The sequence below is a fragment of the Rhizorhabdus phycosphaerae genome (assembly GCF_011044255.1).
GTDB classification, from domain to species: domain Bacteria; phylum Pseudomonadota; class Alphaproteobacteria; order Sphingomonadales; family Sphingomonadaceae; genus Rhizorhabdus; species Rhizorhabdus phycosphaerae.
The window spans coordinates 492,064-513,116 of record NZ_CP049107.1; the positions used below are offsets into that span (position 1 = coordinate 492,064).

Here is a 21,053-nt window from a genome sequence, read left to right on the forward strand (position 1 = left end):
CACATCCCATGAATGTGGCCGCCGACGCTCCCCCGCGATGCGTCGGTAATGCTCGTGGGGGAGCCGAACATCAAAACCGCCCCCTGACACCGGCATAAATGCTGCGACCGAGCGCCCCGTAGCGGTAGGCGGTCATATAGCCTTCGTCGAAGAGGTTTTCGGCGCGGGCGAACAGGCGAACCTGATCCGAAAGCGCGAGTTCGGCACGGAGATCGACGAGCATATAGTCGTCCAGCCGCTGGCTGTTGGACGCATTGTCGTAGCTATGACCCGACCAGCGCACCGCAACTCCGGTGGTGAGTCCGAACGGCCACGCATAGCTGATCGACCCGTTGGCCTGCTGACGCGGGCGACGAGGCAGCCACTTGCCGAAATTGGCGCTGCCGGGGGAGCGGTCCTCGGCGATCGTCCAGCTATAGTTGGCATCGATCGACAAGCCGGCCAGCGGATTCAGGCTGGCCTGAGCCTCCAGGCCCCTCGCCTTGGCCCGTGAGACGTTCTGATAATAGCCGAGCCGACGGATCGACGTGCCGGGCTGGAAGCAGAGCGGCGTGTTGGAACTGCTCGCGCAGCCGATATAAACGATCAGATCGCGGCTCGTCCGGTCGAACCAGACCGCGCCGATCTGGAGCTTGTTGCCGAACAGGCGTTGTTCGGCGCCCGCCTCCCAACCATGCGCGCGTTCCGGTGCGAGCGCGTCGTTCCCATATTCGGAGTAGAGCTGGTACAGGGTCGGCGCCTTGAAGCCTTCGCCATAGCTGGCCCTGATCCTCGTGCCCGTCGGCAGGTTGACGATACCGCCCGCCGAGAACAACGTCTTGCTGCCGAAGCGCGCATGGTCGTCATGGCGCATGCCGGCGTTCAGCGTCAGGCCGGTGACCGGCTGCAGGCTGAGTTGTCCATATATGCCAGTGATCTCGCTCTTCCCGCGCACCGGCGCCGGCACTGGGGTCGACAGCGCTGCGGGCGGCGAGACGCTACGAAAGCGGGAGCGCTCGTTCTCAACCCCGACGAGGAGGATGTCCTGCTCGGTTATCGCGAAGCTGCCCTGATATTCGAACCGCTGGTTGCGCCCGGCGGCGTCGAAGGTCTTAGTCCGCTGATTGCGCGGGTCGTAATTGTCGCGGTCGGTATCAGTATAGCCATAAGCGAAGCGGTTGCGCAGGCGCTTGTCGAACATGTCGACGTTCAGCCCGGCATAGCCGACGAACTCCCGGTTCGTACCATAGGCCGGGTTGTCGGCACCGACGGCGTCGAACTCGTTCCGCCCGCGCGAATAATAGCCGCGCACATCGGCGCTGATGGTCTCGCTGATCTCCAGTTCGGCGCGTCCGGACAGGTTGCGATTGCGATAGCCGTCGCGTTCGCGGCCGCCGAAGGACGAGGCGAATGCCGAGATGCCGTCGGTCGTGAAGGCCTGCGCGCCGACCCGCCAGGTCAACCGACCCTGCTTGCCGCCGAGCGCCGCCCGGGCGCTCGCGGTCTCGCGCGATCCCGCCTCAAGGTCGAAGCTGCCTTCCAGCGGAGCCTTGGGAAGCGGGGTCACGATGTTGACGACACCACCAATTGCCTGGCTGCCCCACAGGATCGACTGCGGACCGCGCAGCACCTCGATCCGGGCGGCATCGCCGATGAGGAGATTGGAGAAGTTGAACCCACCCCCCGTGGACGAGGGATCGTTGAGCTTCACGCCATCGATCACGACGACGGTCTGGTCGCTTTCTGCGCCCCGAATGCGGAGCGACGTGGAGCTTCCGTATCCCCCGTTGCGGTGGATGCTCACGCCGGGCGTGCGCAGCAGCAACTCGCTGACGCCGATGTCCTGGTTGCGGTCGATCGCGGCCTTGTCGAGCAGCGTGATCGATTCCGGCACGCGGTCCAGGCTCAGCGGAAGCCGGGTCGCGGTAACCAGAATGGCTTCCGCATCGGTAGCGGGGTCCGGCGGCGGAGCCTCCTGGCCATCGTCAGCCAGAGCAGCCGAAGTCGCGGATGAGAGAAGCAGGCAGAATAAAGACAGTTGTTTCAGCACAAATGGGCACCCCATGACGAAGGGGCCGCGCCTGCTAGGGGTGTTCCGGCCATCAAGGCACGACACATCCCCGCGCGAGGCACGGTCCAGACATGTCGTCTCTCGGGTTTACCCCCGTCCGCCCGGCACACCCTGTCCGCGCGAAGGACGACCGCGACGGGCAGGTCTCCTGGCTTGCGGGTCAACGCCGTGTTCGCGCCGCCTTCTCAGGATCGATCGATCCCAATGGCATGTGGCACGATGGCTCGCCGCTCACAGTTGCAGGGGCAGCCGGGGTCTCGAACCCCGTTCCCTTTTCATCCCCGTCTCCGGGGAACCTGTCGCAAGCGGGTCGTTACCGCAGTGCAGCGGCGGGCGTCAATCGTCTATCCGCGGCCCAGGGCGATCACCGACTGCACCCCGTCTGCGTGGTCGAGATAGGCCTTGATTCCATAGACTTCCGACAGGTTTCTCGAGGTCATCACAGCATCGGGCGGCCCGTCGGCGACGACCCTTCCGCGATTCATCAACAACAACCGGCCGCAATGGCGGGCGGCCATCGTCAGGTCGTGGAGCACGACGACGACCAGCGCACCTTCCCGTGCCTCGCGTTCCAGAAGGGTCATCATGTCGATCTGATGCCCGGGGTCGAGCGCTGCGAGGGGTTCGTCGGCCAGCAATCCGCCCGCCCCTACCGCCAGCGCGCGCGCCATCATCACCCGGGCACGTTCGCCGCCGGAAAGTTCGGTCACCGTGCGCTGTGCGAGATGCACGACCTCGGTCCGCTGCATCGCCTCGTTCACCGCTTCGCGATCGAGTTCGCTCATCCGCGACAGCGGGCCGATATAGGGCAGCCTGCCAAGCGCGATCAGACGCTCGACGGTCAGCGGCCAGTGGAGATTCTGGCCCTGCGGGAGATAGGCGAGCTTGCGCGCCCGATCGCCCGGGGGAATATCTTCGATCCGGCGCCCGTCGGCCCTGACTTCGCCCGATACCGCCGGGAGCAGCCCGAGCATCCCCCGAACGAGCGTGGACTTGCCTGCGCCATTGGGGCCGATGATCCCGATCAGCTGACCGCCGGCCAGATCGGCGGTGACCCCGCTGACCACCTCCCTGTCATCCAGGGCCAGCACGAGGTCGCGAAGAGAGATCGTCACCATGTGCGGCGCTCCCGGAGAGGATGGGCGATGAAGACCGACACACCCCGAAAGGCCGTCACCACAGCCGGTTTGCATTTGTAGTAAGTGGGTAGCAGGCGGACCAGCATGTCGGCGAGGGTCAAGCGCCACGCGCCGCCGAGTATCAGCGGCGTGGTTCCATGTCCGGTAACCGAAGACTGATGGACGGCATCCGTGTTATCAGCATGTCGCAAGCGTGGATCGTCCATGGCACCCCGGACCATCTCCGCGTCCCGCAGGCGATTGCGGCGGCAATCACACGACATGGACATTCTCCTGCCAGGCGGCGCGATCCTGCCACCCCCGCCGCTCGAGTTCCGGCCGGTCGTCCGCAGCCTCGGCATGGCCCAGGCACAGCAGCCCGACCAATGTCCACGCCGTCGGGACGCCGAGCAGCGTCGCCACATGATCGGGACGCAAGACTGAGACCCACCCCAGGCCGATTCCCCGCGCCCGCGCTGCGAGCCACAGCGTGTGGATCGACAGGACGACCGAATAGCGCAGGGCCTCGGGCATGGTGACCGCCCCCAGGCGACGGCCGCGCTCCCCCTCCTCGTCGCAGAAGACCGCCAGGATTTCGGGTGCCTCGCGTAGACCGTGAAGCTTGAGCGCGGCATAGCGGGCCCGCAAGAGCGGGTCGCCATATCGACGCCCCGCTTTGGCGACCTCTTCATCGGCATGCTCGGCCAGCGCCGCCCGCACGCCTGCAGACCGGACGCGCACATAGCGCCAGGGCTGGGCATTGCCGACCGAGGGCGCCAGCTGGGCAAGGCGGAGAAGATCGGCGACCACCGGTTCGGGCAAAGGCGTGTCACGAAAATGCCGGACGTCGCGCCGCCAGCGCAGCAACAACTCCAACGCGTCGGGAAGCTCCGGCGGCCACGGCTCGGACATGGTCAATATTCGATGCCGGGCTGGGCGCGGACGTTCTGATCGCGAAAGGGGTGTTTGACCAGGGTCATGTCGGTGACAAGGTCCGCCATGTCGATCAGCGGCTGCGGCGCGTTCCGGCCCGTCACGATGACATGCGTCATTGGCGGCTTCGTCCGCAGCACCTCGATCACTTCCTCGACGGGCAGATACCCATAGCGCAGCACGATGTTCAGCTCGTCGGCGAGCACGAGCTTGTAGGTCGGATCGGCGATCATGCGCTTCACCTCATCCCAGCCAGCGCGCGCCACTTCGATGTCGCGGGAGCGATCCTGCGTATCCCAGGTGAAGCCCTCGCCCATCGGCTTGAATTCGACCAGTTCGGGAAACTGATCGAACACGACCTTCTCACCGCTGCCCATCGCGCCCTTCACGAACTGGATCACGCCGACTTTCATGCCGTGGCCGATCGCCCGGATGACCATGCCAAGGGCGGCGGAGGTCTTGCCCTTGCCGGTGCCCGTGTGGACGACGATCAGTCCTTTCTCGACGGTTTTGCCAGCGATCTTGCGCTCCTGGGCGGCCTGGAGCCGGACCATCTTCTCCTTATGCTCTTCGTCGGTACGGGCCTTCATGCGGCCTGCTCCCTTAGGGGACTGGGGTTTCTGGACGTCGAAGCGGATATCGCGGTGAAGGCTCGTTCGGGCATCATCTTTCCCCGGCGCCGTCGACGACAGGCGGGGCGCGCGGCCGCAGACGGTGGAATCCGCCCGTGCGACGACCGGCCGTCTTCCCCGGACAGGCGCCAGCGCCGACGGAAGAACCGGCCGCGCGGCCCCGGCCGCACTGCTTCGTCGCTCAAACGGAGAAAAAACCGTGCCGTGGCCATCCCCTGGACCAGGCAAGAGCGACCGAGCGCTGGCAGGTCTCCTGGCTCACGGGTCAGGGCATGATGTGCGGCCTTCCCAGACACCCATCGGGATCCAGTGGCCTGTGCCGCCCCGGTAGGGAAGGCACGCTGCACATCGCGCTCGCCGCTTACAGTTGCAGGGACAGCCTCGGATTCGGGAGCGTCAGCACCCTCACCGCGTTCCCATTTTAAGCCCTTTCGGGCACCGGCGCGATCTGGCGAGGCCGGAGAAATCCTCCGGTCTCTCGGATGTCATAAGAGAAGGCGGCGCGCCTGCCAAGCCGGCGCGTCGACGCTTACAGGCAGAAGCTCAGGCGGAGAGCTGCGCCAGCTGCGTCCGGACCGCCGCAATCGCATCGGCAGCTCGGGCACCGTCCGGCCCGCCGCCCTGTGCCATGTCCGGCCGCCCCCCGCCGCCCTGCCCGCCCAGCGCCGCGACGGCGGTCTTGACGAGATCGACTGCGCTGACACGGTCGACCAGATCGGAGGTCACACCGGCCGCGACGCTCGCGCGGCCCTCGTTGACCGCAACGATCATCGACACGCCCGAACCCAGGCTGGCCTTCGCCTCGTCGACGAGGCCGCGCAGGCCCTTCGGGTCGAGGCCTTCGACATGCTGCGCCAGGAAGGCCACGCCACCGATGCTTTCGGGACCGGCGGCCTCTGCCTTGCCGCCACCGCCGAGGGCCAGCGCCTTCTTGGCATCCGCCAGTTCGCGTTCGAGCCGGCGCCGCTCCTCGACCAGCGCCGCGATGCGGGCGGGTAGCTCGTCGGGCGACGTCTTGAGGGCGGCCGCTGCCTCCTTGAGCTTTTCGTCGCGCTGCGTGAACCATTGCCGCGCGCTTTCGGCGGTCAGCGCCTCGATACGGCGGACGCCGCTAGACACGGCGCTCTCGCCTACGATCTTGAACAGGGCGATGTCGCCCAGCGCGGAGACATGGGTGCCGCCGCACAGTTCCACCGAATAATTCTTGCCCGGCGCATCGGCTCCGAGCGTGCCCATCGACAGGACGCGGACTTCGTCGCCATATTTCTCGCCGAACAGCGCCATCGCGCCGGCCTCGATCGCCGCGTCGGGCGTCATCAGCCTTGTGGTGACGTCGTCATTCTCACGAATGTGGCGGTTCACTTCGGCTTCCACCGCAGCGATGTCCTCCGGCGTCAGCGCCTTGGGATGGGAGAAGTCGAACCGCAGCCGATCCGCAGCCACCAGGCTGCCCTTCTGCGTGACATGCCCGCCGAGGCGGTTGCGCAGCGCCGCATGCAGCAAGTGGGTTGCGGAATGGTTCGCGCGAATCCGCGCCCGGCGCTCGCCGTCGACCGACAGATGCAGCGCGGCACCGACCTTGAGGGTGCCCGACAGGATACGGCCGCGATGGGCGTGGAGCCGGCCAAGCGGTTTGGCCGTATCTTCTACCGCGATCTCCAGTCCGTCGTCACCGGTGATCGTGCCGGCATCTCCCATCTGGCCACCGCTTTCACCATAGAAAGGCGTCTGGTTGGTGATCAGCACGACCTCGTCCCCGGCCGATGCCTGGTCGGTGCGCTGGCCGTCCTTGACGATCGCCAGCAACTGGCCATCGCCTTCCTCGCTGACATAGCCGGTGAATTCGGTGCCGCCGAACTCCTCGGCGATGTCGAACCAGATCTCGTCGGAGGCCTTTTCGCCGGACCCCTTCCAGGCGGCGCGGGCGGCCGCCTTCTGCTCGGCCATCGAGCTGTCGAAGCCGCTGCGATCGACGGACAGATCCTGCGCGCGCAGCGCATCCTCGGTCAGGTCATAGGGAAATCCGAAGGTGTCGTAGAGCTTGAACGCGACCTCGCCGGGCAGCACGTCGCCGGCCTTCATCCCCGCAGTCGCCTCGTCTAGCAGCTTCAGGCCGTTGGCGAGCGTCTGACGGAAGCGCGTCTCCTCCAGCTTCAGCGTCTCCTCGATCAACGGCTGCGCGCGGACCAGTTCCGGATAGGCGGCGCCCATCTCGGCAACCAGGCTCGGCACCAGGCGGTGCATCAGCGGTTCAGCCGCGCCCAGCAGATGGGCATGGCGCATCGCGCGGCGCATGATCCGGCGCAGCACATAGCCGCGCCCTTCGTTCGCCGGCAGCACGCCATCGGCCACCAGGAAGCCCGAGGCACGGAGATGGTCGGCGATGACGCGGTGCGACGCCTTGAAATCCCCATCGGTCGCGCTCCTGGTCAGTTCGCCGGAGGCAGCGATGAGCGACTTGAAGGTGTCGGTGTCATAATTGTCGTGGACGCCCTGCATCACCGCGGCAATGCGTTCCAGCCCCATGCCGGTGTCGATCGACGGCTTGGGCAGGTCGATCCGGGTCTCCTTGTCGACCTGCTCATATTGCATGAAGACCAGGTTCCAGATCTCGACGAAGCGGTCGCCATCCTCGTTCGGGCTGCCGGGAGGGCCGCCGAAGATATGGTCGCCATGGTCGTAGAAGATTTCCGAACATGGGCCGCACGGGCCGGTATCGCCCATCGACCAGAAATTGTCGGAGGTCGGAATGCGGATGATCCGGCTCTCCGGCATGCCGATCTTCTTCCACAGCCCGAACGCCTCGTCGTCGGTGTGGTAGACCGTGACGGTCAGCCTGTCGGGCGAAATGCCCCAGGTGCCGGTGATGAGGTTCCAGGCGAGCGAGATCGCCCGTTCCTTGAAATAGTCGCCGAACGAGAAGTTGCCAAGCATCTCGAAGAAGGTGTGATGCCGCGCGGTGTAGCCGACATTGTCGAGATCATTGTGCTTGCCGCCGGCGCGCACGCATTTTTGCGAGGAGGTTGCGGTCGTATAGCCGCGCTTCTCGAGGCCGGTGAAGACGTTCTTGAACGGCACCATGCCCGCGTTGGTGAACATCAGCGTCGGATCATTGTGCGGCACCAGTGGCGCCGACGGGACCAGTTCATGTCCCTCCCGCGCGAAATGATCGAGAAAGGAGCGGCGGATGTCGTTGGTCGAGGTCATGCAGGCGACTTAGGCGAGAGCAAGCCGCTTCTCAAGCGGTGATGGTTCAAGGGCGCTGCAGCGACGTGTTTCTTCCGTCCTATCATCTGCCCGAAGACGGCGGCCTCGTCGCTCAGGCGTCGGGTGCTTCGTCCATGAGCCAGCCCTGCGCCCGGAGATAGGCTATGCGGTTGCGCGCCACCGGTACGCGGAGCCCGTTGGTCAGCAGAAGCGCGACCGAGCGTCCATCCTTTTCGTGCCGGCTTACCGCATCGCGGGCCACCCACCAGGAGCGGTGGACCTGAAGCCCCCGTTGTTCATCAAGCGCAGCGACCACGTCGCGCAGGACCGCGTGATGAAGGCTGGACCCCACCGGAAGATGTGCACGGACATGATGGTCCTCCATCTGCAGGCACAGAGCGATGGCGAGGACATGGTCGGGGACGCCGGCCGATCCTTCGATCTGCGGCAGCTTTGCTGACACAGCCGGTTGAGGAGACGGTGGCACAAGTGCAAGGTCGTGCTCCCCTCGCCAGGAACCGGGCCTGCTGCGTCCCAGTTCGATCCACGTCAGCGCGGCCATCGCGGGCAGCGCGACCATGATCGTCAGACCGTACCAGTCGAACATCGACATGGCCGCGGCGCGGCGGGGCCAGAAGACGTAGGTCTGGAGGGCGCCGAGCAGGGCCAATGGGACGCAGGTGACGATCACCGAGGCGAAGAAACAGAACAGCGGCGGGAAGCCGCGCCGACGGCCTGTATCCAGCGCCGCGATCATGGTCGGCCAGAGGATGAGGCTGCCGATCCAGAACAGGCCGGTCCAATAGGCCATGCGCCGGAAGACGTCCGATTCGTAACTTCCAAAGGGGCCAAGAAGACCGAACTCCAGCCCAGCGAGGGTTGCCCAGCCTAGCACACTAGCCCATTTGTCCGGACGCCTCAGAAGGGTGTGTGATTCCATTCTTCCGTTTTGCGGCAAAGCCCCACTCGACGGCAAGTGCCGTAAGGTATTCCATTCGCCCGCTCGCCCAACCGCCCATTCGCGAAGCCGCGCTCGCGATCCCTTCGCATCGATGACAGTCACGACAACCTGACGGTCCAAGGGAGAGTGTGGATGGTGCTGCGGTGGTTGAGGAAACAGGCGCGATTGCGGCATGAGGGGTCGAGAGGACGCCTTAACGCCCTGCTCGCCGCGATGAACGAGCGGCTTGCCGCCGAGTTCAGACCGACCGTGACCTATATCGGCAACAATCGCGTTCTCGTCGGAACGCGCGTCGGCGACCGCACGATCGCCTATTATGTCGAGGCCGACGATCGACTTTTCAGCCCCTGGTTCATCGTGACAGGCCAGTTCGAAACCGACGTGACGAATTATCTGCTGCGACACCTGCGCGCGGACAGCCACTGTATCGATGTGGGCTCGAACTTCGGCTATTATACGTGCCTGATGGCGCGCTTCTGCCCCGGAGGACGCGTGCTCGGCATCGAAGCCGACCGCCATATCTCAGAGCTTGCGCGCGACAATCTGTTCATCAACGGGCTGCACGAGGTCGGTGACGTGATCTGGGCGGCAGTCTGCGACCGCGACACCGAAGTCACGCTGTTCCGTCGCACCTCGCGGTCAGGCAACACCAGCATCGTCGATGTCGGAGAGTCCTTCACCACCCATTTCGGCGAACCTCCGGTCGAGCCCTTTCGGGTGCAGGGCCGACGCATAGACGATTTCGCCGAGCGCCTGCACGGCCGCGTCGATGTCATCAAGATCGATGTCGAAGGCGCGGAGCCGCTTGCCCTGCGTGGAGCGGGGGACGTCATTCGCGATAATCGCGATCTTTCAATCGTGATGGAATGGTCGCCTGGACAGATCGCAGCGGCTGGATTCGATATCGGCGAGTTCGTCGACGAGATCAGGGCGATGAACCTGCGTGCCTTCGTTCTGGAGCGCCATAGCGAGCGGCCACTCGATATCTCCAGGCTGGCGACGCTGCCCTATCAGTCTGCGATCATATTGCGCCGCACCGATGCCCGATAGTTCCTGCGCACCAAGCGCCGCAGATCAGGCATAGGCATAGGGGCCGCCCTTTTCCAGCGCAGCGACATAGGCCGGGCGCGCGTGGATCTTGTCGAGCCATTCGCAGATATTGGGGCGCCGCCCGTCGAGTTGGAGGCGCTGGCGGGCTGCCTCGAGCGGGAAGCTCATCATGATATCGGCCGCCGAGAATTCGTCGCCGGCGAACCAGCTACGACCAACGAGCTCGCGCTCGACATAGTCGATATGGGTCATCGCCATGCCGGTAACGATCTTGCGTGCGGGCCAACCGAATGGCCCCATGCGGTCGATCACCAGCTTGAGCAGCAGCGGCGGCATAAGCGAGCCTTCCGCATAGTCGAGGAAATAGCGCCAGCGCAGCGCGCCGTCGGCATCGTCGGGCGGCCCCAGCCCGCCATGGGCGAGCGCAACCAGATATTCGAGGATGGTTGCCGTTTCGGCGACGACCCGCCCGTCATGTTCGACCACGGGCGATTTGCCCAAGGGGTGGACAGCCTTGAGCTCGGGCGGCGCGAGCATCGTCTTGCGGTCCCGCTCGTAGCGTTTGACCTGATAATCGAGCGCCAGTTCCTCGAGCATCCAGAGCACACGCTGGGACCGGGAATTTTCGAGATGATGGACGATGATGGTCAAGGCACGGCTCCCGCGATGCGGCCCGGCTCCGCCCCGTCAGCCCGGCTCGTTCACATAGACCGCCATCTCGTTACCGGAAGGTTCGCGGAAGTGGAAGCGGCGACCGCCCGGGAAGGCGAAGATCGGCCGCGTCACCACGCCACCGGCGGCTTCGACGGCCGCCAGGCTGGCCTCGAGATCGTCCACCTCGACGACCGGCAACGGGGCCGCGGGCGCGTCATCGCCATGCCCGTTGAGGCCGAGGTCGCTCGTGCCGCCGGCCCCCGCCGCGACGGTGCCGGCATAGGCCGGCCCGAAGTCGGTCAGCGACCAGCCGAACGCCGCCTCGAAGAAGCGCCTGCTCTCGCCAACCGAGACGACGGGCAGTTCGACATAGTTCAGCCGGGCAGTCACAGCGCACGATCCTTCGCTCAGATGTCGTCGTCTTCCGACGGACCGGCCATCAACGCCTCGCCGACACCCTCGGCATTGCCACGGATCGCGGCCTCGAGCTTAGCCGCCAGTTCGGGATTCTCGCGCAGATAATTTTTCGCATTTTCCCGGCCCTGGCCGATGCGGATCGAATCATAGCTGAACCAGGCGCCCGACTTCTCGACCAGCCCGCCCTTGACGCCCAGGTCGAGAAGTTCGCCGACCTTGGACACGCCCTCGCCATACATGATGTCGAACTCGACCTGCTTGAACGGCGGAGCGACCTTGTTCTTGACGACCTTGACCCGCGTCGCATTGCCGACGACGTCCTCGCGATCCTTGATCGCGCCCGTACGGCGAATGTCGAGACGCACCGATGCATAGAATTTCAGCGCGTTGCCGCCAGTGGTCGTCTCGGGCGAGCCGTACATGACGCCGATCTTCATGCGGATCTGGTTGATGAAGATGACGAGGCAGCGAGAGCGACTGATCGAGCCGGTGATCTTGCGCAGCGCCTGGCTCATCAGGCGCGCCTGCAGGCCGACATGGCTGTCGCCCATCTCGCCCTCGATTTCGGCCCGGGGGACCAGCGCGGCGACCGAGTCGATCACGAGCACGTCGATCGCGTTCGAGCGCACCAGCGTATCGGCGATTTCCAGGGCCTGCTCGCCCGTATCGGGCTGCGAGACGACCAGATCGTCGATATTGACGCCGACCTTCTTCGCATAGACCGGGTCGAGCGCATGTTCGGCGTCGATGAAGGCGGCCGTGCCACCGATCTTCTGGGCCTCGGCGATGGCGTGCAGAGCGAGCGTGGTCTTGCCCGAGCTCTCTGGACCGAAGATTTCGACGATGCGGCCGCGCGGAAGGCCGCCGATGCCCAGCGCGATATCGAGCCCGAGCGATCCGCTGGAGATCGCCTCGACCTGCATCGTCTCGCGACTGCCGAGCTTCATCGCCGAGCCCTTGCCGAAGGCGCGATCGATCTGCGCCAGCGCGGCTTCAAGGGCCTTCTGCCTGTCCATATTAGCTGCTTCCTTCTCGGATCCGATGAGCTTCAACTGCGCCGACATTGTGCGTACTCCCCTCGTAGAGCGGGCCATCCGAAACCTCAAACCCGAAGTTATGTACCGCAGATGTTCCGATGGAACAAGAGGAGAACTTTCCTATTTTGTTCTGGTGCGTGCGATCAGCTTCGAGCGTGATCGGCGAGCGCCTCGCGCGCGGCCTGGCAGATCTGCTGGACCGAGAAGGGCTTCGGCAGGAAGCCGATATTGTCTATGTCGATCGACTTGCGCAGCTGCTCTTCGGCATAGCCCGACATGAAGATGATCGGGAGATCGGGGCGCTTCTCTCGGGCGGCGCGGGCCATGGTCGGTCCGTCCATCGTCGGCATGACGACGTCGGAGATCACCAGGTCGATCTGCTGCATCCGGTCGTCCAGAACCTCCAGCCCTTCCTCGCCGTTGGTCGCGGTCAGAATCTTATATCCCTGCCGCACGAGCGCGCGTTCCGCGACCGCGCGGACCATGGCCTCGTCCTCGACCAGAAGGATCGTGCCCGTCCCCCACAATTCGGTGCTGACCTCCTTGACCGGTGCGCGCGCAGCGGCGGTGCCTGCCGGGGCCTGGTGCACGGGAAGATAGATGACGAAGCTCGTCCCCCGGCCCATCTCGCTCTCCGCGAAGATGAACCCGCCCGTCTGCTTGACGATGCCGTAAACGGTCGAGAGGCCGAGCCCAGTACCCTTGCCCACCTCCTTGGTGGTGAAGAAGGGTTCGAAGATCTTGTTGAGATTGTCGGTCGGAATGCCGGTGCCGGTGTCGGTCACCCGGAGTGCCGTATATTCGGTAACCGGCATGATCTCGATGCCCAGCGCACGAACGTCGCTCTGCGATACGCCATAGGTCTGGATCGAGAGCGTTCCCCCGTCCGGCATGGCGTCGCGGGCGTTCACCGCCAAGTTGACGATCACCTGCTCGAGCTGCCCCGGGTCGGCGCGCACGGTTCCGAGATTGCGGCCGTGTGTCACTTCCAGGCGGATCGTTTCGCCCAACAGGCGCTTGAGCAGGTTGCTGATCTCGGAGATGATGTCCGGGATCTGGAGGATCTGGGGGCGCAGCGTCTGCTGCCGCGAGAAGGCCAGCAGCTGGCGGGTCAGCGCCGCCGCCCGGTTCGAATTCTGCTTGATCTGCTGAATGTCGTCATAGTCGCTGTCGCCCGGAATATGGCGCATCGACATCAGGTCGCAATGGCCGATGATCGCGGTCAGGATGTTGTTGAAGTCGTGCGCGACGCCGCCGGCGAGCTGGCCGACCGCCTGCATCTTCATCGCCTGCGCCACCTGGCGCTTCAGCTTGGACTCCTCGCTATTGTCCTTGAGGCTCAGCAGCACCGACGCCGTCGCGCCCAGGCCCTTTGCGGCCGCAATCGTCAGCGACACATTCTCTTCCGACCGGGCCTTGAGCCGAACCGACAGGTCGCTGGCGGACCCCCGGCCCGCCGAGAAGCGTCGCACCGCATCGGAAACGGCCGCCTTGTCTTCCTCGACCACCAGGTCGCTCGGATAGACCACGGTCGCGTCCGGTCCGAGCCCGGCGGCCCGCCGAAAGGCCGAGTTCATGAATGCGACCCGACCATCACGCTCGGCAAGGGCCAGGCCGATCGGCAACATGCCCAGCAAGGCGTGCAATTCCCCCGTCGCATAGCTGCGGTTCTCGGAAGCGGCGGAGGCGTCGTCCAGCATGAGAAAGAGCGTCGCCTTCATCGCGCCCTGATCGCCGAGAGGAATCTGGATCAGGCGGATGGGGTCGGCCGATGCCGGCTCGGCAGCAAGGCGGATCACGTCGCCGTCGCTCCGCAGCAGGTCGGCAAAGGCCCAGCCCGATGTGGGGGCCTCGGCAGAACCGAGCGCCCGCCGCAGGAATACCTTGTTGGCGATCAGGCCCACGCCATTGCCGTCGACCAGCGCGGCCATGACGCCCGAACTGCCGACCCGGCGACCGACGTCGCTGCTCAACAGCCGCATGACGTCGCCGATCATGTCGAACCGGCCCGAGCGCCGGAACCGCCATACGAGATGATCATCGGTGCTCCCGGCGCGCCGGACGACGACGTCGATCAGGCCCCGGTCGCTCGCCAGGTCCGAAATGCGCGCTTGACCGTCACGTCGCGCAGCCACCGCCGCTGCCGCGAGTTGTTTCCGCGCATCCTCGTCCAGCGGAAGCGACGGAGGCGTCGGCAGGCCACCGAACCAGCTCTCGAAATGGCCGTTGGCGCAGATGAGCTCGCCACGCCCCCCGGTGACCGCGATGCCGGCATCGGCATCCTCGACGATCCCCCGCAGCAGCGAGATGTCGATCTGGCGCAGCGGACGCACATGGATCTGCGACCGAAGCATCGCAACGAACAGGATCATGCCGATGCCAAGACAGAAGGCGAGCATGAACAGACCAGCGATCATCAGATCGTCGGTCGCGCCCCAGATCATCCCCGCCATGCCCAGCGACGCCACCAGCGTCAGCAGCAGGAGCAGCGCGTTGAAGAGCAGACGGCCCGATCCGGCGGAAATGGGCTTGGCGGGGAACAAGGTCGACATGGCGCCTAGTTCCCCCGCCCCTCGCCCGCCGTCAAGCGGCGCTTACCAGATCCGGACCCGGTCCTGCGGCGACAAATGGAGCCGCTCGCCCGTTCCGACCTTGTAGGCCGAATAGAAGGGGTCGAGGTTGCGGACCACCCAGGCGCGCTGGATCGACGGGGAATGCGGATCGGTCAGCAGGCGCTGGCGCAGATTCGCCTCCCGATAGTTGCGCCGCCACACCTGCGCCCAGCCCAGGTAGAAGCGCTGGTCTCCCGTGAAGCCGTCGATCACCGGCGCCGGCTTGCCCTTCAGCGACATGAGATAGGCTTCGTGGGCGACGGTAAGTCCTGCCAGATCGGCAATGTTCTCGCCCAGGGTCAGCGCCCCCTGGACATGCAGGCCAGGCAGCGGCTCATAGCCATCATATTGCTTGACCAGGCGATCGGTCAAAGCGGTGAAGCGCTTTACGTCCTCGGCCGTCCACCAGTCGGACAGCCGGCCGTTCATGTCGTATTTCGCGCCCTGGTCGTCGAAATGGTGGCTGATTTCGTGGCCGATGACGGCGCCGATGCCGCCATAGTTCACCGCGGGATCGGCATGCGGATCGAAGAAGGGCGGCTGCAGGATCGCTGCCGGAAAGACGATCTCGTTCATGCCGAAATTGGCATAGGCGTTGATCTCCATCGGCGTCATGTGCCACTCGGTCCGATCGATCGGCTTGCCCAGCTTGTCGAGATTATGCTGCCATTCGAAAGCGTTACCCCGCATCGCATTGCCCAGCAGGTCGCCGCGCACGATCTTCAGCGCAGAATAATCGCGCCACTTGCTCGGATAGCCGATCTTCGGAGTGAAGGCGGCAAGCTTGGCCCGGGCCTTGACCTTGGTCTCCGGCGACATCCAGCTCAGACCGTCGACCCGACGACCCATCGCCGCGATCACGTTGCGCACCAGTTCGTCGGCGGCAGCCTTGGTCTCCGGCGTGAAATAGAGCTTCACATATTCCTGGCCGAGATCCTCGCCGATCAGGTTCTTGACCAGCGTCACGCCCCGCTTCCAACGCTCGCTGTTCTGCGGGGTGCCCGACAATATCGTCTGGTTGAAGCCGAACTCCGCATCGACGAACGCCTTCGACAGATAGGGCGAATAGGCATTGATCGTAGCGACGAGCAGATAGTCCTTGAGGACGCCAAGCGGCGCGTCCGCCATCGCCTTGGCGCTCCCGGTGAAGGCGCTGGGCTGCCCCACGAGAAACTGCTGCTGTCCCTCGAGGCCCGCTGCCTTCAAATAGGCACCCCAGTCGAAGCCGGGCGCCTTGGCGTCGAAATCCGCACGCGCCCATTTGTTATAGGTCTTGGTGCTGTCGCGGGAATCCACCTTCGTCCAGTGCGCCTGGGCCAGTCCGGTTTCGAAAGCGACGATCCGCGCGGCTCGTTCCTGGGCCTGCTGTTCGCCTGCCAGGGTCAACAGTTTCGCGAGATAGGCCTGATACTCGCGACGCGCCTCGGCCAGCGCAGCCTCATCCTTCAGATAATAGTCGCGGTCGGGCATGCCCAGGCCGGCCTGACGCATAATCGCGATGTAGGCATCGGGATTCTTGTCGTCCTGATCGACATAGATCGCGAAGGGTGACGCGATGCCTTCACGGACGAGTTCCCCCATCTTGGCAGCAAGAGCCGCCTTGTCCGGGAGCGCGGCGATCGACTCCAGCACGGGCCGGAGCGGTGTGATCCCTGCCGCCTCGACCGCCTGCTCGTCCATGAAGCTCGCATAGAGATCGCCGATCCGCGATCCGGAGGCCGCTGCGGCCTTTTGCAATATGTCCCTGCTCCGGCTCATCGACAGCTCGTCGAGGACGGTGAACATGCCGAAATTGGAGCGGTCCGCGGGGATCGGGGTATTCCGCGCCCAGGCGCCATTGGCATAAGCGTAGAAATCGTCTCCCGGCTTGATGGACCGGTCCATGCCCGCCGTGTCGAAGCCGAAGCTTCCGTAGGTCGGCTTGCCAGTCCCGGCCGCCCATGCGGCATGAGGCGCGCAGGCCAGGACGGTGCTGGCCACCAGCGCGATCGCGAACTTTTTCATGAAATCCTCGGTGTATGATCTGACTATGACGGATACTTACCATCAAGATTGTCAGGATCAAATCTCCGGTCGCAACGCCTCGTCACGATGCCTCTCGCGCTGCTTCCACTTATGCGCGATCCAGGCGGTCCAGATGCAGCTCGACAGCAGATAGCCGACCGCCGCCGCCACCACCGAGATGACGAACAATCCGGTGACGAGCGCGGGCGCGGCTGCCGAGGCGAGCCAGGCGAACCAGTCAGCGATAGAGGCGCCCTGGTTGATCATCACCATCACCGTGCCCACGTCTGCCGACGAATGAACGAAGCGGTTGCCGATGACGATCGACAGATAGAGGATGAAAGGCGTCGTCGCCGGATTGCTGAGGAAGGTCATCGCGACCGCAATCGGCACATTCGCCCGGCACGGCAGCGCGAGCAGCGCCGCACCGATGATCTGGAGGCCCGGGATCATCAGAAAAATGCCGACGATCAGCCCAAGCGCTACCCCGCGCGGCACCGATCTCCGGGTGAAGCGCCACAGCGACGGCTCAAGTATCCGGTGCGCGAAGGGACGCAGCCAACGGACCTCCTCCAGCGACTCTCGCGTCGGGGCATTTTTTCGCCACCATCTGCCGATCCTGTCGAACATCCCCCGCGCCGACCTCAGCCGCGGTCGCGCAGCAGGCGCTGCTGCTCACGCTTCCAGTCGCGGGCTTTTTCGGTATCGCGCTTGTCGTGGAGCTTCTTGCCCTTGGCGAGCGCCAGTTCGACCTTCGCCCGCCCGCGTCCGTTGAAATAGATCGACAGCGGGATGAGCGTCATTCCCTCGCGCGACACGCCGTTGCGCATCTTCTCGATTTCGCGCTCGTGCAGCAATAGCTTGCGCGGGCGCTTGGGCTCGTGATTGAAGCGGTTGCCGTGGCTGAACTCGGGCACGTTGGAGTTGACGAGCCAGACCTGGCCGTCTTTGACCTCAGCATAGCTCTCCGCGATCGACCCCTCGCCGAAGCGGAGCGACTTGACCTCGGTGCCCGTGAGCGCAACGCCGGCTTCGAAAAATTCTTCGAGAAAATAATCGAAGCGTGCCCGCCGGTTCTCGGCGACCACTTTCTTCTTCTCGAACTCCACCGGACGCGGTCGGGCCATAAATCTCATTCTACCCGCGCTTGGCGGACCTTATCGAGGAAGATGATCCGACGGGCCCTTGCGGGCCGGCGGCGTCACCATGATCAAAGTAGGCATGTGGTCGCCGGCTGCAAGGCGTTCCCGGTAAAGCAGATGCGCTTTCGGGCAGTTTCTATAGCACTCCTGCATGCTTCAACGCCGCGTCGACCGCCGCGCGGCTTGCCTCGGACGGCCATGTCATCGGCATGCGGAGCTCGGCGGGGAAGTCGGCATAGGTGCGGCTCAGCGCATATTTGACCGGGCCCGGCGAGGCATCGCTGAACAGCGCGGCATGCAACGGGAAGAGCCGGTCCTGGAGTGCCAGCGCCTCCTTCCAACGGTCCTCCAGGCAGGCCGCCTGGAATTGCGCACAGAGACCCGGCAGCACATTGGCCGTAACCGAGATGCAGCCGCGACCGCCCATCGCCATGAAACCGAGCGCCATATCGTCATTGCCCGAAAGCTGGCAGAAATCGGGCCCGCCGTGCAGGCGCTGCGCCGAAACGCGCTCGACCTTGCCGCTCGCATCCTTGATTCCGACGATCCCCGGCAGTTCAGACAATTTGCCGAGCGTCTCGGGAAGGATATCGGTCACGGTCCGGGCCGGCACGTTGTAGACGATGATCGGCAGGCTGCAATTCTCGGCCAGATAGCGATAGTGCAGCAGGATGCCGTCCTGGTTCGGCCGGTTGTAATAGGGCAGCACGACCAGCGCCGCATCGGCGCCAGCCGCCTGCGCCGACTTCATATGCTCGAGCGCGACCAGCGTGTCGTTCGATCCGCATCCCGCGATCACGGGAACACGCCCCTTGGCCTGCTCGATGCAGACCCGGACCACATGATTATGCTCCTCGATCGACATCGTGGCGCTTTCGCCGGTCGTGCCGCAAGGCACCAGCGCGCTCGACCCTTGCTCGATCTGCCAGTCGACAAAGCCGCGAAACAGCTTCTCGTCGAACGTCCCGTCGCGAAATGGCGTCACCAAGGCTGGAATCGACCCGCTGAACATCACGCACTCCCTTCACCTCGGAGGACCCGCACGCCATAGTGGCCTGATGACGTCCATCCGAGAAACGACTGCGCCCAATAGGTTCGCCCACCCGCCCCTGTCCAGACGCTCCCGCCGCCTTTTTCTGAGCGTCGCGCTGCTGGCCTCGACGGCGGCAATCGCCGCGACGATCGTTCCGGAGCCTGCGCCCCGCCCCGCAACGCCCTCTCCGGTGCAGAGTGCGCCGGCTTGGCGCGACGATATATTGCAGGGCGTTATCGCCGAATGGCGCCGTCTCCAGCAGAGCGACTCTCTGCCCTTCCGGGACTATGCCGCCTTCCTGATCGCGCATCCGGGGTGGCCGGGCGAAAGCGCGATGCGCCGTGCCGCAGAAAGGCGGATCGACGCCGGCGGCTTCGACGCTGCCTATCTGATCACCTTCTTCACCCGCTTTCCGCCGCTGACCGCCGCCGGGCAGGCCCGCTATGCCGAGGCGCTCGCGACGACTGGCCGGATGGCCGAAGCACGGCGCAACGCGGCAGCCGCCTGGGTGACCAAAGGACTGACGCAGGAGGACGAGGCCCGGCTGACCGCGCGTTTCGGGGCGAGCATGACCGCCGCCGACCATGATCGCCGGATGGAACGGCTGCTGCTCGATCGAGCCACGACGCCGGCGGCTCGACAGCTGGCCAACACATCACCTGCACGGCGACCACTATATGCCGCGCGGCTCGCACTGGTGCGCCAGGATGCAGACGTGCAGGCGCTGATCGACGCGGCCGGGGATGCGGTCAATCACGATCCCGGTTTCATGATCGAGCGGGCGCGCTATCTGCGCGACCGGGGCGACAGCATGGCAGCACGGATCTGGCTGGGGCAGTCGCGCAACCTCACCGCCGCACCGTTCGACACGGCCTATTTCCTCGACAATCTGCTCAGCTTCGCGCAGGCCGCGCGCGCCGACAGCCAGTTCGATCTGGCGCTGGCCATCGCGAAACATGCCGAGCAGGCCTTCCCGCCCGGCACCCGAATCCGCGATCGGCCTTTCGCCGAGCGCGACGACTATACCAGCCTGATGTGGCTCGCCGGAACCGTCGCGATGGAGAAACTGGGCCGTTTCGACGATGCCGTGACGATGTTCGACCGCTATTCCCGCGCCGCGCAGACGCCGGGTACGCAGACAAAGGGGTGGTACTGGGCCGGCCGCGCGGCGGAGCGTGGCGGCAAGCCTGACTGGGCGCGCAGCTATCTCGCCCAGGCCGCGGTTCACGTCGATCAGTTCTACGGACAGCTCGCGACAGAGCGGCTAGGGCGTGAGATTGCCCTGCCGCCGGAACCCCCAAGAGCCGCCGTTTCCGACGCGATGCGCGCCAGTTTCGAGGCGAGCGAAGTCGTGCGCGCCGTGAGACTTCTAGGTCGCGCGGGAGAGTGGAAGGACCAGACACAGTTCGTCAGGCTCATCGCTTCCAATGCGGCGAGCGATGCCGACCATATCCTCGCCGGTGAACTGGCACGATCGATCGGCCGCCCCGATCTGGGCGTCATGGTCTCGCGCAACGCCCGGACCAGCGGGACCCCCGATCCGCTCCGCATCGGCTTCCCCGAGATTCCGGTACCCGATACGATGCGCAGCCACTGGACGCTGATCCATGCCATCAGCCGGCAGGAGAGCCAGTTCGATCGCGAGGCGACGAGCAAGACGGGGGCGCGCGGCGTGATGCAGTTGATGCCGGCTACGGCCCGCGAACAGGCGGGGCGGATGGGCCTGCCCTATGACCCGGCGAAGCTGGGCGAGGTCGGCTATAATGTCACGATCGGATCGGCCTTCTTCGACCGGATGCTGTCCTATTATGGCGGCAATTATGTGCTGGCGATCGCGAGCTACAACGCAGGTCCCGGCAATGTGAACAAGTTCATCCGCGCCAATGGCGATCCGCGCCTGCCCGGCGTCGACGTGGTCGACTGGATCGAGGCGATCCCCTTCGCCGAGACGCGCGGCTATGTGCAGAAGGTACTGGAGAACGCGGTCGTCTACGATCTGCTCAACCCGTCCCGCGCCCGGGGGGCCGATCGGAACAGGCTGTCGACCTATCTCGGCAAGGTCAAACCGGGCTGAAATGATCCGGCTTTCGACCGGCGATACGGCTGCCAAGTCCTTGATGGAACTCGTGCAATATATGCTGCGTTGGGCGCTGACGCGGGGGTCGGAAACACACCATGTCCACGAAGCCGCAAAACCTCTTGT

General features: G+C 65.1%; 17 protein-coding genes and 2 riboswitches. Of the genes, 2 read left to right on the plus strand and 15 right to left on the minus strand.

Going from position 1 to position 21,053, the window contains the following annotated elements:
• Positions 1 to 70: 70 nt before the first annotated feature.
• The 7 genes from G6P88_RS02335 to G6P88_RS02365 all read right to left on the minus strand — a co-directional run bounded on the left by G6P88_RS02335 (position 71) and on the right by G6P88_RS02365 (position 8,751).
• On the minus strand, positions 71 to 2,044 hold the full coding sequence (locus G6P88_RS02335) for a TonB-dependent receptor plug domain-containing protein (protein WP_425594467.1): 1,974 nt from the start codon (positions 2,042 to 2,044) through the stop codon (positions 71 to 73).
• A gap of 127 nt (positions 2,045 to 2,171) precedes the next feature.
• A riboswitch (cobalamin riboswitch) is annotated at positions 2,172 to 2,365 on the minus strand.
• A 29-nt stretch (positions 2,366 to 2,394) separates the two neighbouring features.
• Entirely contained in the window at positions 2,395 to 3,168 is a 774-nt protein-coding gene (locus G6P88_RS02340; RefSeq protein WP_165321652.1) for an ABC transporter ATP-binding protein, read from the minus strand.
• Positions 3,162 to 3,395, minus strand: a complete 234-nt coding sequence (locus G6P88_RS02345) for a hypothetical protein (RefSeq protein WP_165321653.1) — start codon at positions 3,393 to 3,395, stop codon at positions 3,162 to 3,164. The genes G6P88_RS02340 and G6P88_RS02345 overlap by 7 nt, the downstream gene beginning before the upstream one ends.
• A gap of 46 nt (positions 3,396 to 3,441) precedes the next feature.
• The gene (gene bluB / locus G6P88_RS02350) at positions 3,442 to 4,080 is read right to left on the minus strand and encodes a 5,6-dimethylbenzimidazole synthase (protein ID WP_165321654.1); all 639 of its coding nucleotides are present in this window, start codon (positions 4,078 to 4,080) and stop codon (positions 3,442 to 3,444) included.
• Between the two features lie 2 nt (positions 4,081 to 4,082).
• Positions 4,083 to 4,691 (minus strand): cob(I)yrinic acid a,c-diamide adenosyltransferase, encoded by a 609-nt coding sequence (gene cobO / locus G6P88_RS02355; protein WP_165321655.1) that lies wholly within the window; start codon positions 4,689 to 4,691, stop codon positions 4,083 to 4,085.
• A gap of 268 nt (positions 4,692 to 4,959) precedes the next feature.
• Positions 4,960 to 5,191: riboswitch (cobalamin riboswitch) on the minus strand.
• 85 nt (positions 5,192 to 5,276) lie between these two features.
• On the minus strand, positions 5,277 to 7,940 hold the full coding sequence (gene alaS / locus G6P88_RS02360; protein ID WP_165321656.1) for an alanine--tRNA ligase: 2,664 nt from the start codon (positions 7,938 to 7,940) through the stop codon (positions 5,277 to 5,279).
• Positions 7,941 to 8,052: 112 nt separating this feature from the next.
• Positions 8,053 to 8,751, minus strand: coding sequence for a LytTR family DNA-binding domain-containing protein (locus G6P88_RS02365; RefSeq protein ID WP_206335842.1), 699 nt, complete (start codon positions 8,749 to 8,751; stop codon positions 8,053 to 8,055).
• A gap of 363 nt (positions 8,752 to 9,114) precedes the next feature.
• Here G6P88_RS02365 and G6P88_RS02370 point away from each other — a divergent pair, with 363 nt between their 5' ends.
• Positions 9,115 to 9,951, plus strand: a complete 837-nt coding sequence (locus G6P88_RS02370; RefSeq protein ID WP_165321658.1) for an FkbM family methyltransferase — start codon at positions 9,115 to 9,117, stop codon at positions 9,949 to 9,951.
• A gap of 24 nt (positions 9,952 to 9,975) precedes the next feature.
• Here G6P88_RS02370 and G6P88_RS02375 read toward each other — a convergent pair whose 3' ends face one another.
• The 8 genes from G6P88_RS02375 to dapA all read right to left on the minus strand — a co-directional run bounded on the left by G6P88_RS02375 (position 9,976) and on the right by dapA (position 18,829).
• Positions 9,976 to 10,602, minus strand: coding sequence for a glutathione S-transferase family protein (locus G6P88_RS02375; RefSeq protein ID WP_165321659.1), 627 nt, complete (start codon positions 10,600 to 10,602; stop codon positions 9,976 to 9,978).
• A gap of 36 nt (positions 10,603 to 10,638) precedes the next feature.
• Positions 10,639 to 10,995: a VOC family protein gene (locus G6P88_RS02380; protein WP_165321660.1), complete on the minus strand. Its 357-nt coding sequence runs from the start codon at positions 10,993 to 10,995 to the stop codon at positions 10,639 to 10,641.
• 17 nt (positions 10,996 to 11,012) lie between these two features.
• A complete protein-coding gene (gene recA, locus G6P88_RS02385) occupies positions 11,013 to 12,086 on the minus strand; it encodes a recombinase RecA (protein WP_165321661.1) in 1,074 nt (357 codons plus the stop codon).
• 116 nt (positions 12,087 to 12,202) lie between these two features.
• Entirely contained in the window at positions 12,203 to 14,611 is a 2,409-nt protein-coding gene (locus G6P88_RS02390; RefSeq protein WP_165321662.1) for a hybrid sensor histidine kinase/response regulator, read from the minus strand.
• Between the two features lie 42 nt (positions 14,612 to 14,653).
• Positions 14,654 to 16,675, minus strand: coding sequence for a M13 family metallopeptidase (locus G6P88_RS02395; RefSeq protein WP_165321663.1), 2,022 nt, complete (start codon positions 16,673 to 16,675; stop codon positions 14,654 to 14,656).
• Between the two features lie 57 nt (positions 16,676 to 16,732).
• The gene (locus G6P88_RS02400; protein WP_165321664.1) at positions 16,733 to 17,305 is read right to left on the minus strand and encodes a DUF2062 domain-containing protein; all 573 of its coding nucleotides are present in this window, start codon (positions 17,303 to 17,305) and stop codon (positions 16,733 to 16,735) included.
• A gap of 14 nt (positions 17,306 to 17,319) precedes the next feature.
• Entirely contained in the window at positions 17,320 to 17,802 is a 483-nt protein-coding gene (gene smpB / locus G6P88_RS02405) for an SsrA-binding protein SmpB (RefSeq protein WP_165321665.1), read from the minus strand.
• 151 nt (positions 17,803 to 17,953) lie between these two features.
• Positions 17,954 to 18,829 carry a 4-hydroxy-tetrahydrodipicolinate synthase gene (gene dapA / locus G6P88_RS02410; RefSeq protein WP_165321666.1) on the minus strand — a complete coding sequence of 292 codons (876 nt, stop codon included), beginning with the start codon at positions 18,827 to 18,829 and terminating at the stop codon, positions 17,954 to 17,956.
• A gap of 46 nt (positions 18,830 to 18,875) precedes the next feature.
• Here dapA and G6P88_RS02415 point away from each other — a divergent pair, with 46 nt between their 5' ends.
• Positions 18,876 to 20,924, plus strand: a complete 2,049-nt coding sequence (locus G6P88_RS02415) for a lytic transglycosylase domain-containing protein (protein ID WP_165321667.1) — start codon at positions 18,876 to 18,878, stop codon at positions 20,922 to 20,924.
• The last annotated feature ends 129 nt before the right edge of the window (positions 20,925 to 21,053 follow it).

Excerpts from the sequence above, each read along its gene's own strand:
- G6P88_RS02335 (WP_425594467.1), bottom strand. The coding sequence starts at position 2,044 with ATGGGGTGCCCATTTGTGCTGAAACAACTGTCTTTATTCTGCCTGCTT.
- G6P88_RS02340 (WP_165321652.1), bottom strand. The coding sequence starts at position 3,168 with ATGGTGACGATCTCTCTTCGCGACCTCGTGCTGGCCCTGGATGACAGG.
- G6P88_RS02345 (WP_165321653.1), bottom strand. The coding sequence starts at position 3,395 with ATGGACGATCCACGCTTGCGACATGCTGATAACACGGATGCCGTCCAT.
- bluB (WP_165321654.1), bottom strand. The coding sequence starts at position 4,080 with ATGTCCGAGCCGTGGCCGCCGGAGCTTCCCGACGCGTTGGAGTTGTTG.
- cobO (WP_165321655.1), bottom strand. The coding sequence starts at position 4,691 with ATGAAGGCCCGTACCGACGAAGAGCATAAGGAGAAGATGGTCCGGCTC.
- alaS (WP_165321656.1), bottom strand. The coding sequence starts at position 7,940 with ATGACCTCGACCAACGACATCCGCCGCTCCTTTCTCGATCATTTCGCG.
- G6P88_RS02365 (WP_206335842.1), bottom strand. The coding sequence starts at position 8,751 with ATGGCCTATTGGACCGGCCTGTTCTGGATCGGCAGCCTCATCCTCTGG.
- G6P88_RS02370 (WP_165321658.1), top strand. The coding sequence starts at position 9,115 with ATGAACGAGCGGCTTGCCGCCGAGTTCAGACCGACCGTGACCTATATC.
- recA (WP_165321661.1), bottom strand. The coding sequence starts at position 12,086 with ATGTCGGCGCAGTTGAAGCTCATCGGATCCGAGAAGGAAGCAGCTAAT.
- G6P88_RS02390 (WP_165321662.1), bottom strand. The coding sequence starts at position 14,611 with ATGTCGACCTTGTTCCCCGCCAAGCCCATTTCCGCCGGATCGGGCCGT.
- G6P88_RS02395 (WP_165321663.1), bottom strand. The coding sequence starts at position 16,675 with ATGAAAAAGTTCGCGATCGCGCTGGTGGCCAGCACCGTCCTGGCCTGC.
- G6P88_RS02400 (WP_165321664.1), bottom strand. The coding sequence starts at position 17,305 with ATGTTCGACAGGATCGGCAGATGGTGGCGAAAAAATGCCCCGACGCGA.
- smpB (WP_165321665.1), bottom strand. The coding sequence starts at position 17,802 with ATGGCCCGACCGCGTCCGGTGGAGTTCGAGAAGAAGAAAGTGGTCGCC.
- dapA (WP_165321666.1), bottom strand. The coding sequence starts at position 18,829 with ATGTTCAGCGGGTCGATTCCAGCCTTGGTGACGCCATTTCGCGACGGG.
- G6P88_RS02415 (WP_165321667.1), top strand. The coding sequence starts at position 18,876 with ATGACGTCCATCCGAGAAACGACTGCGCCCAATAGGTTCGCCCACCCG.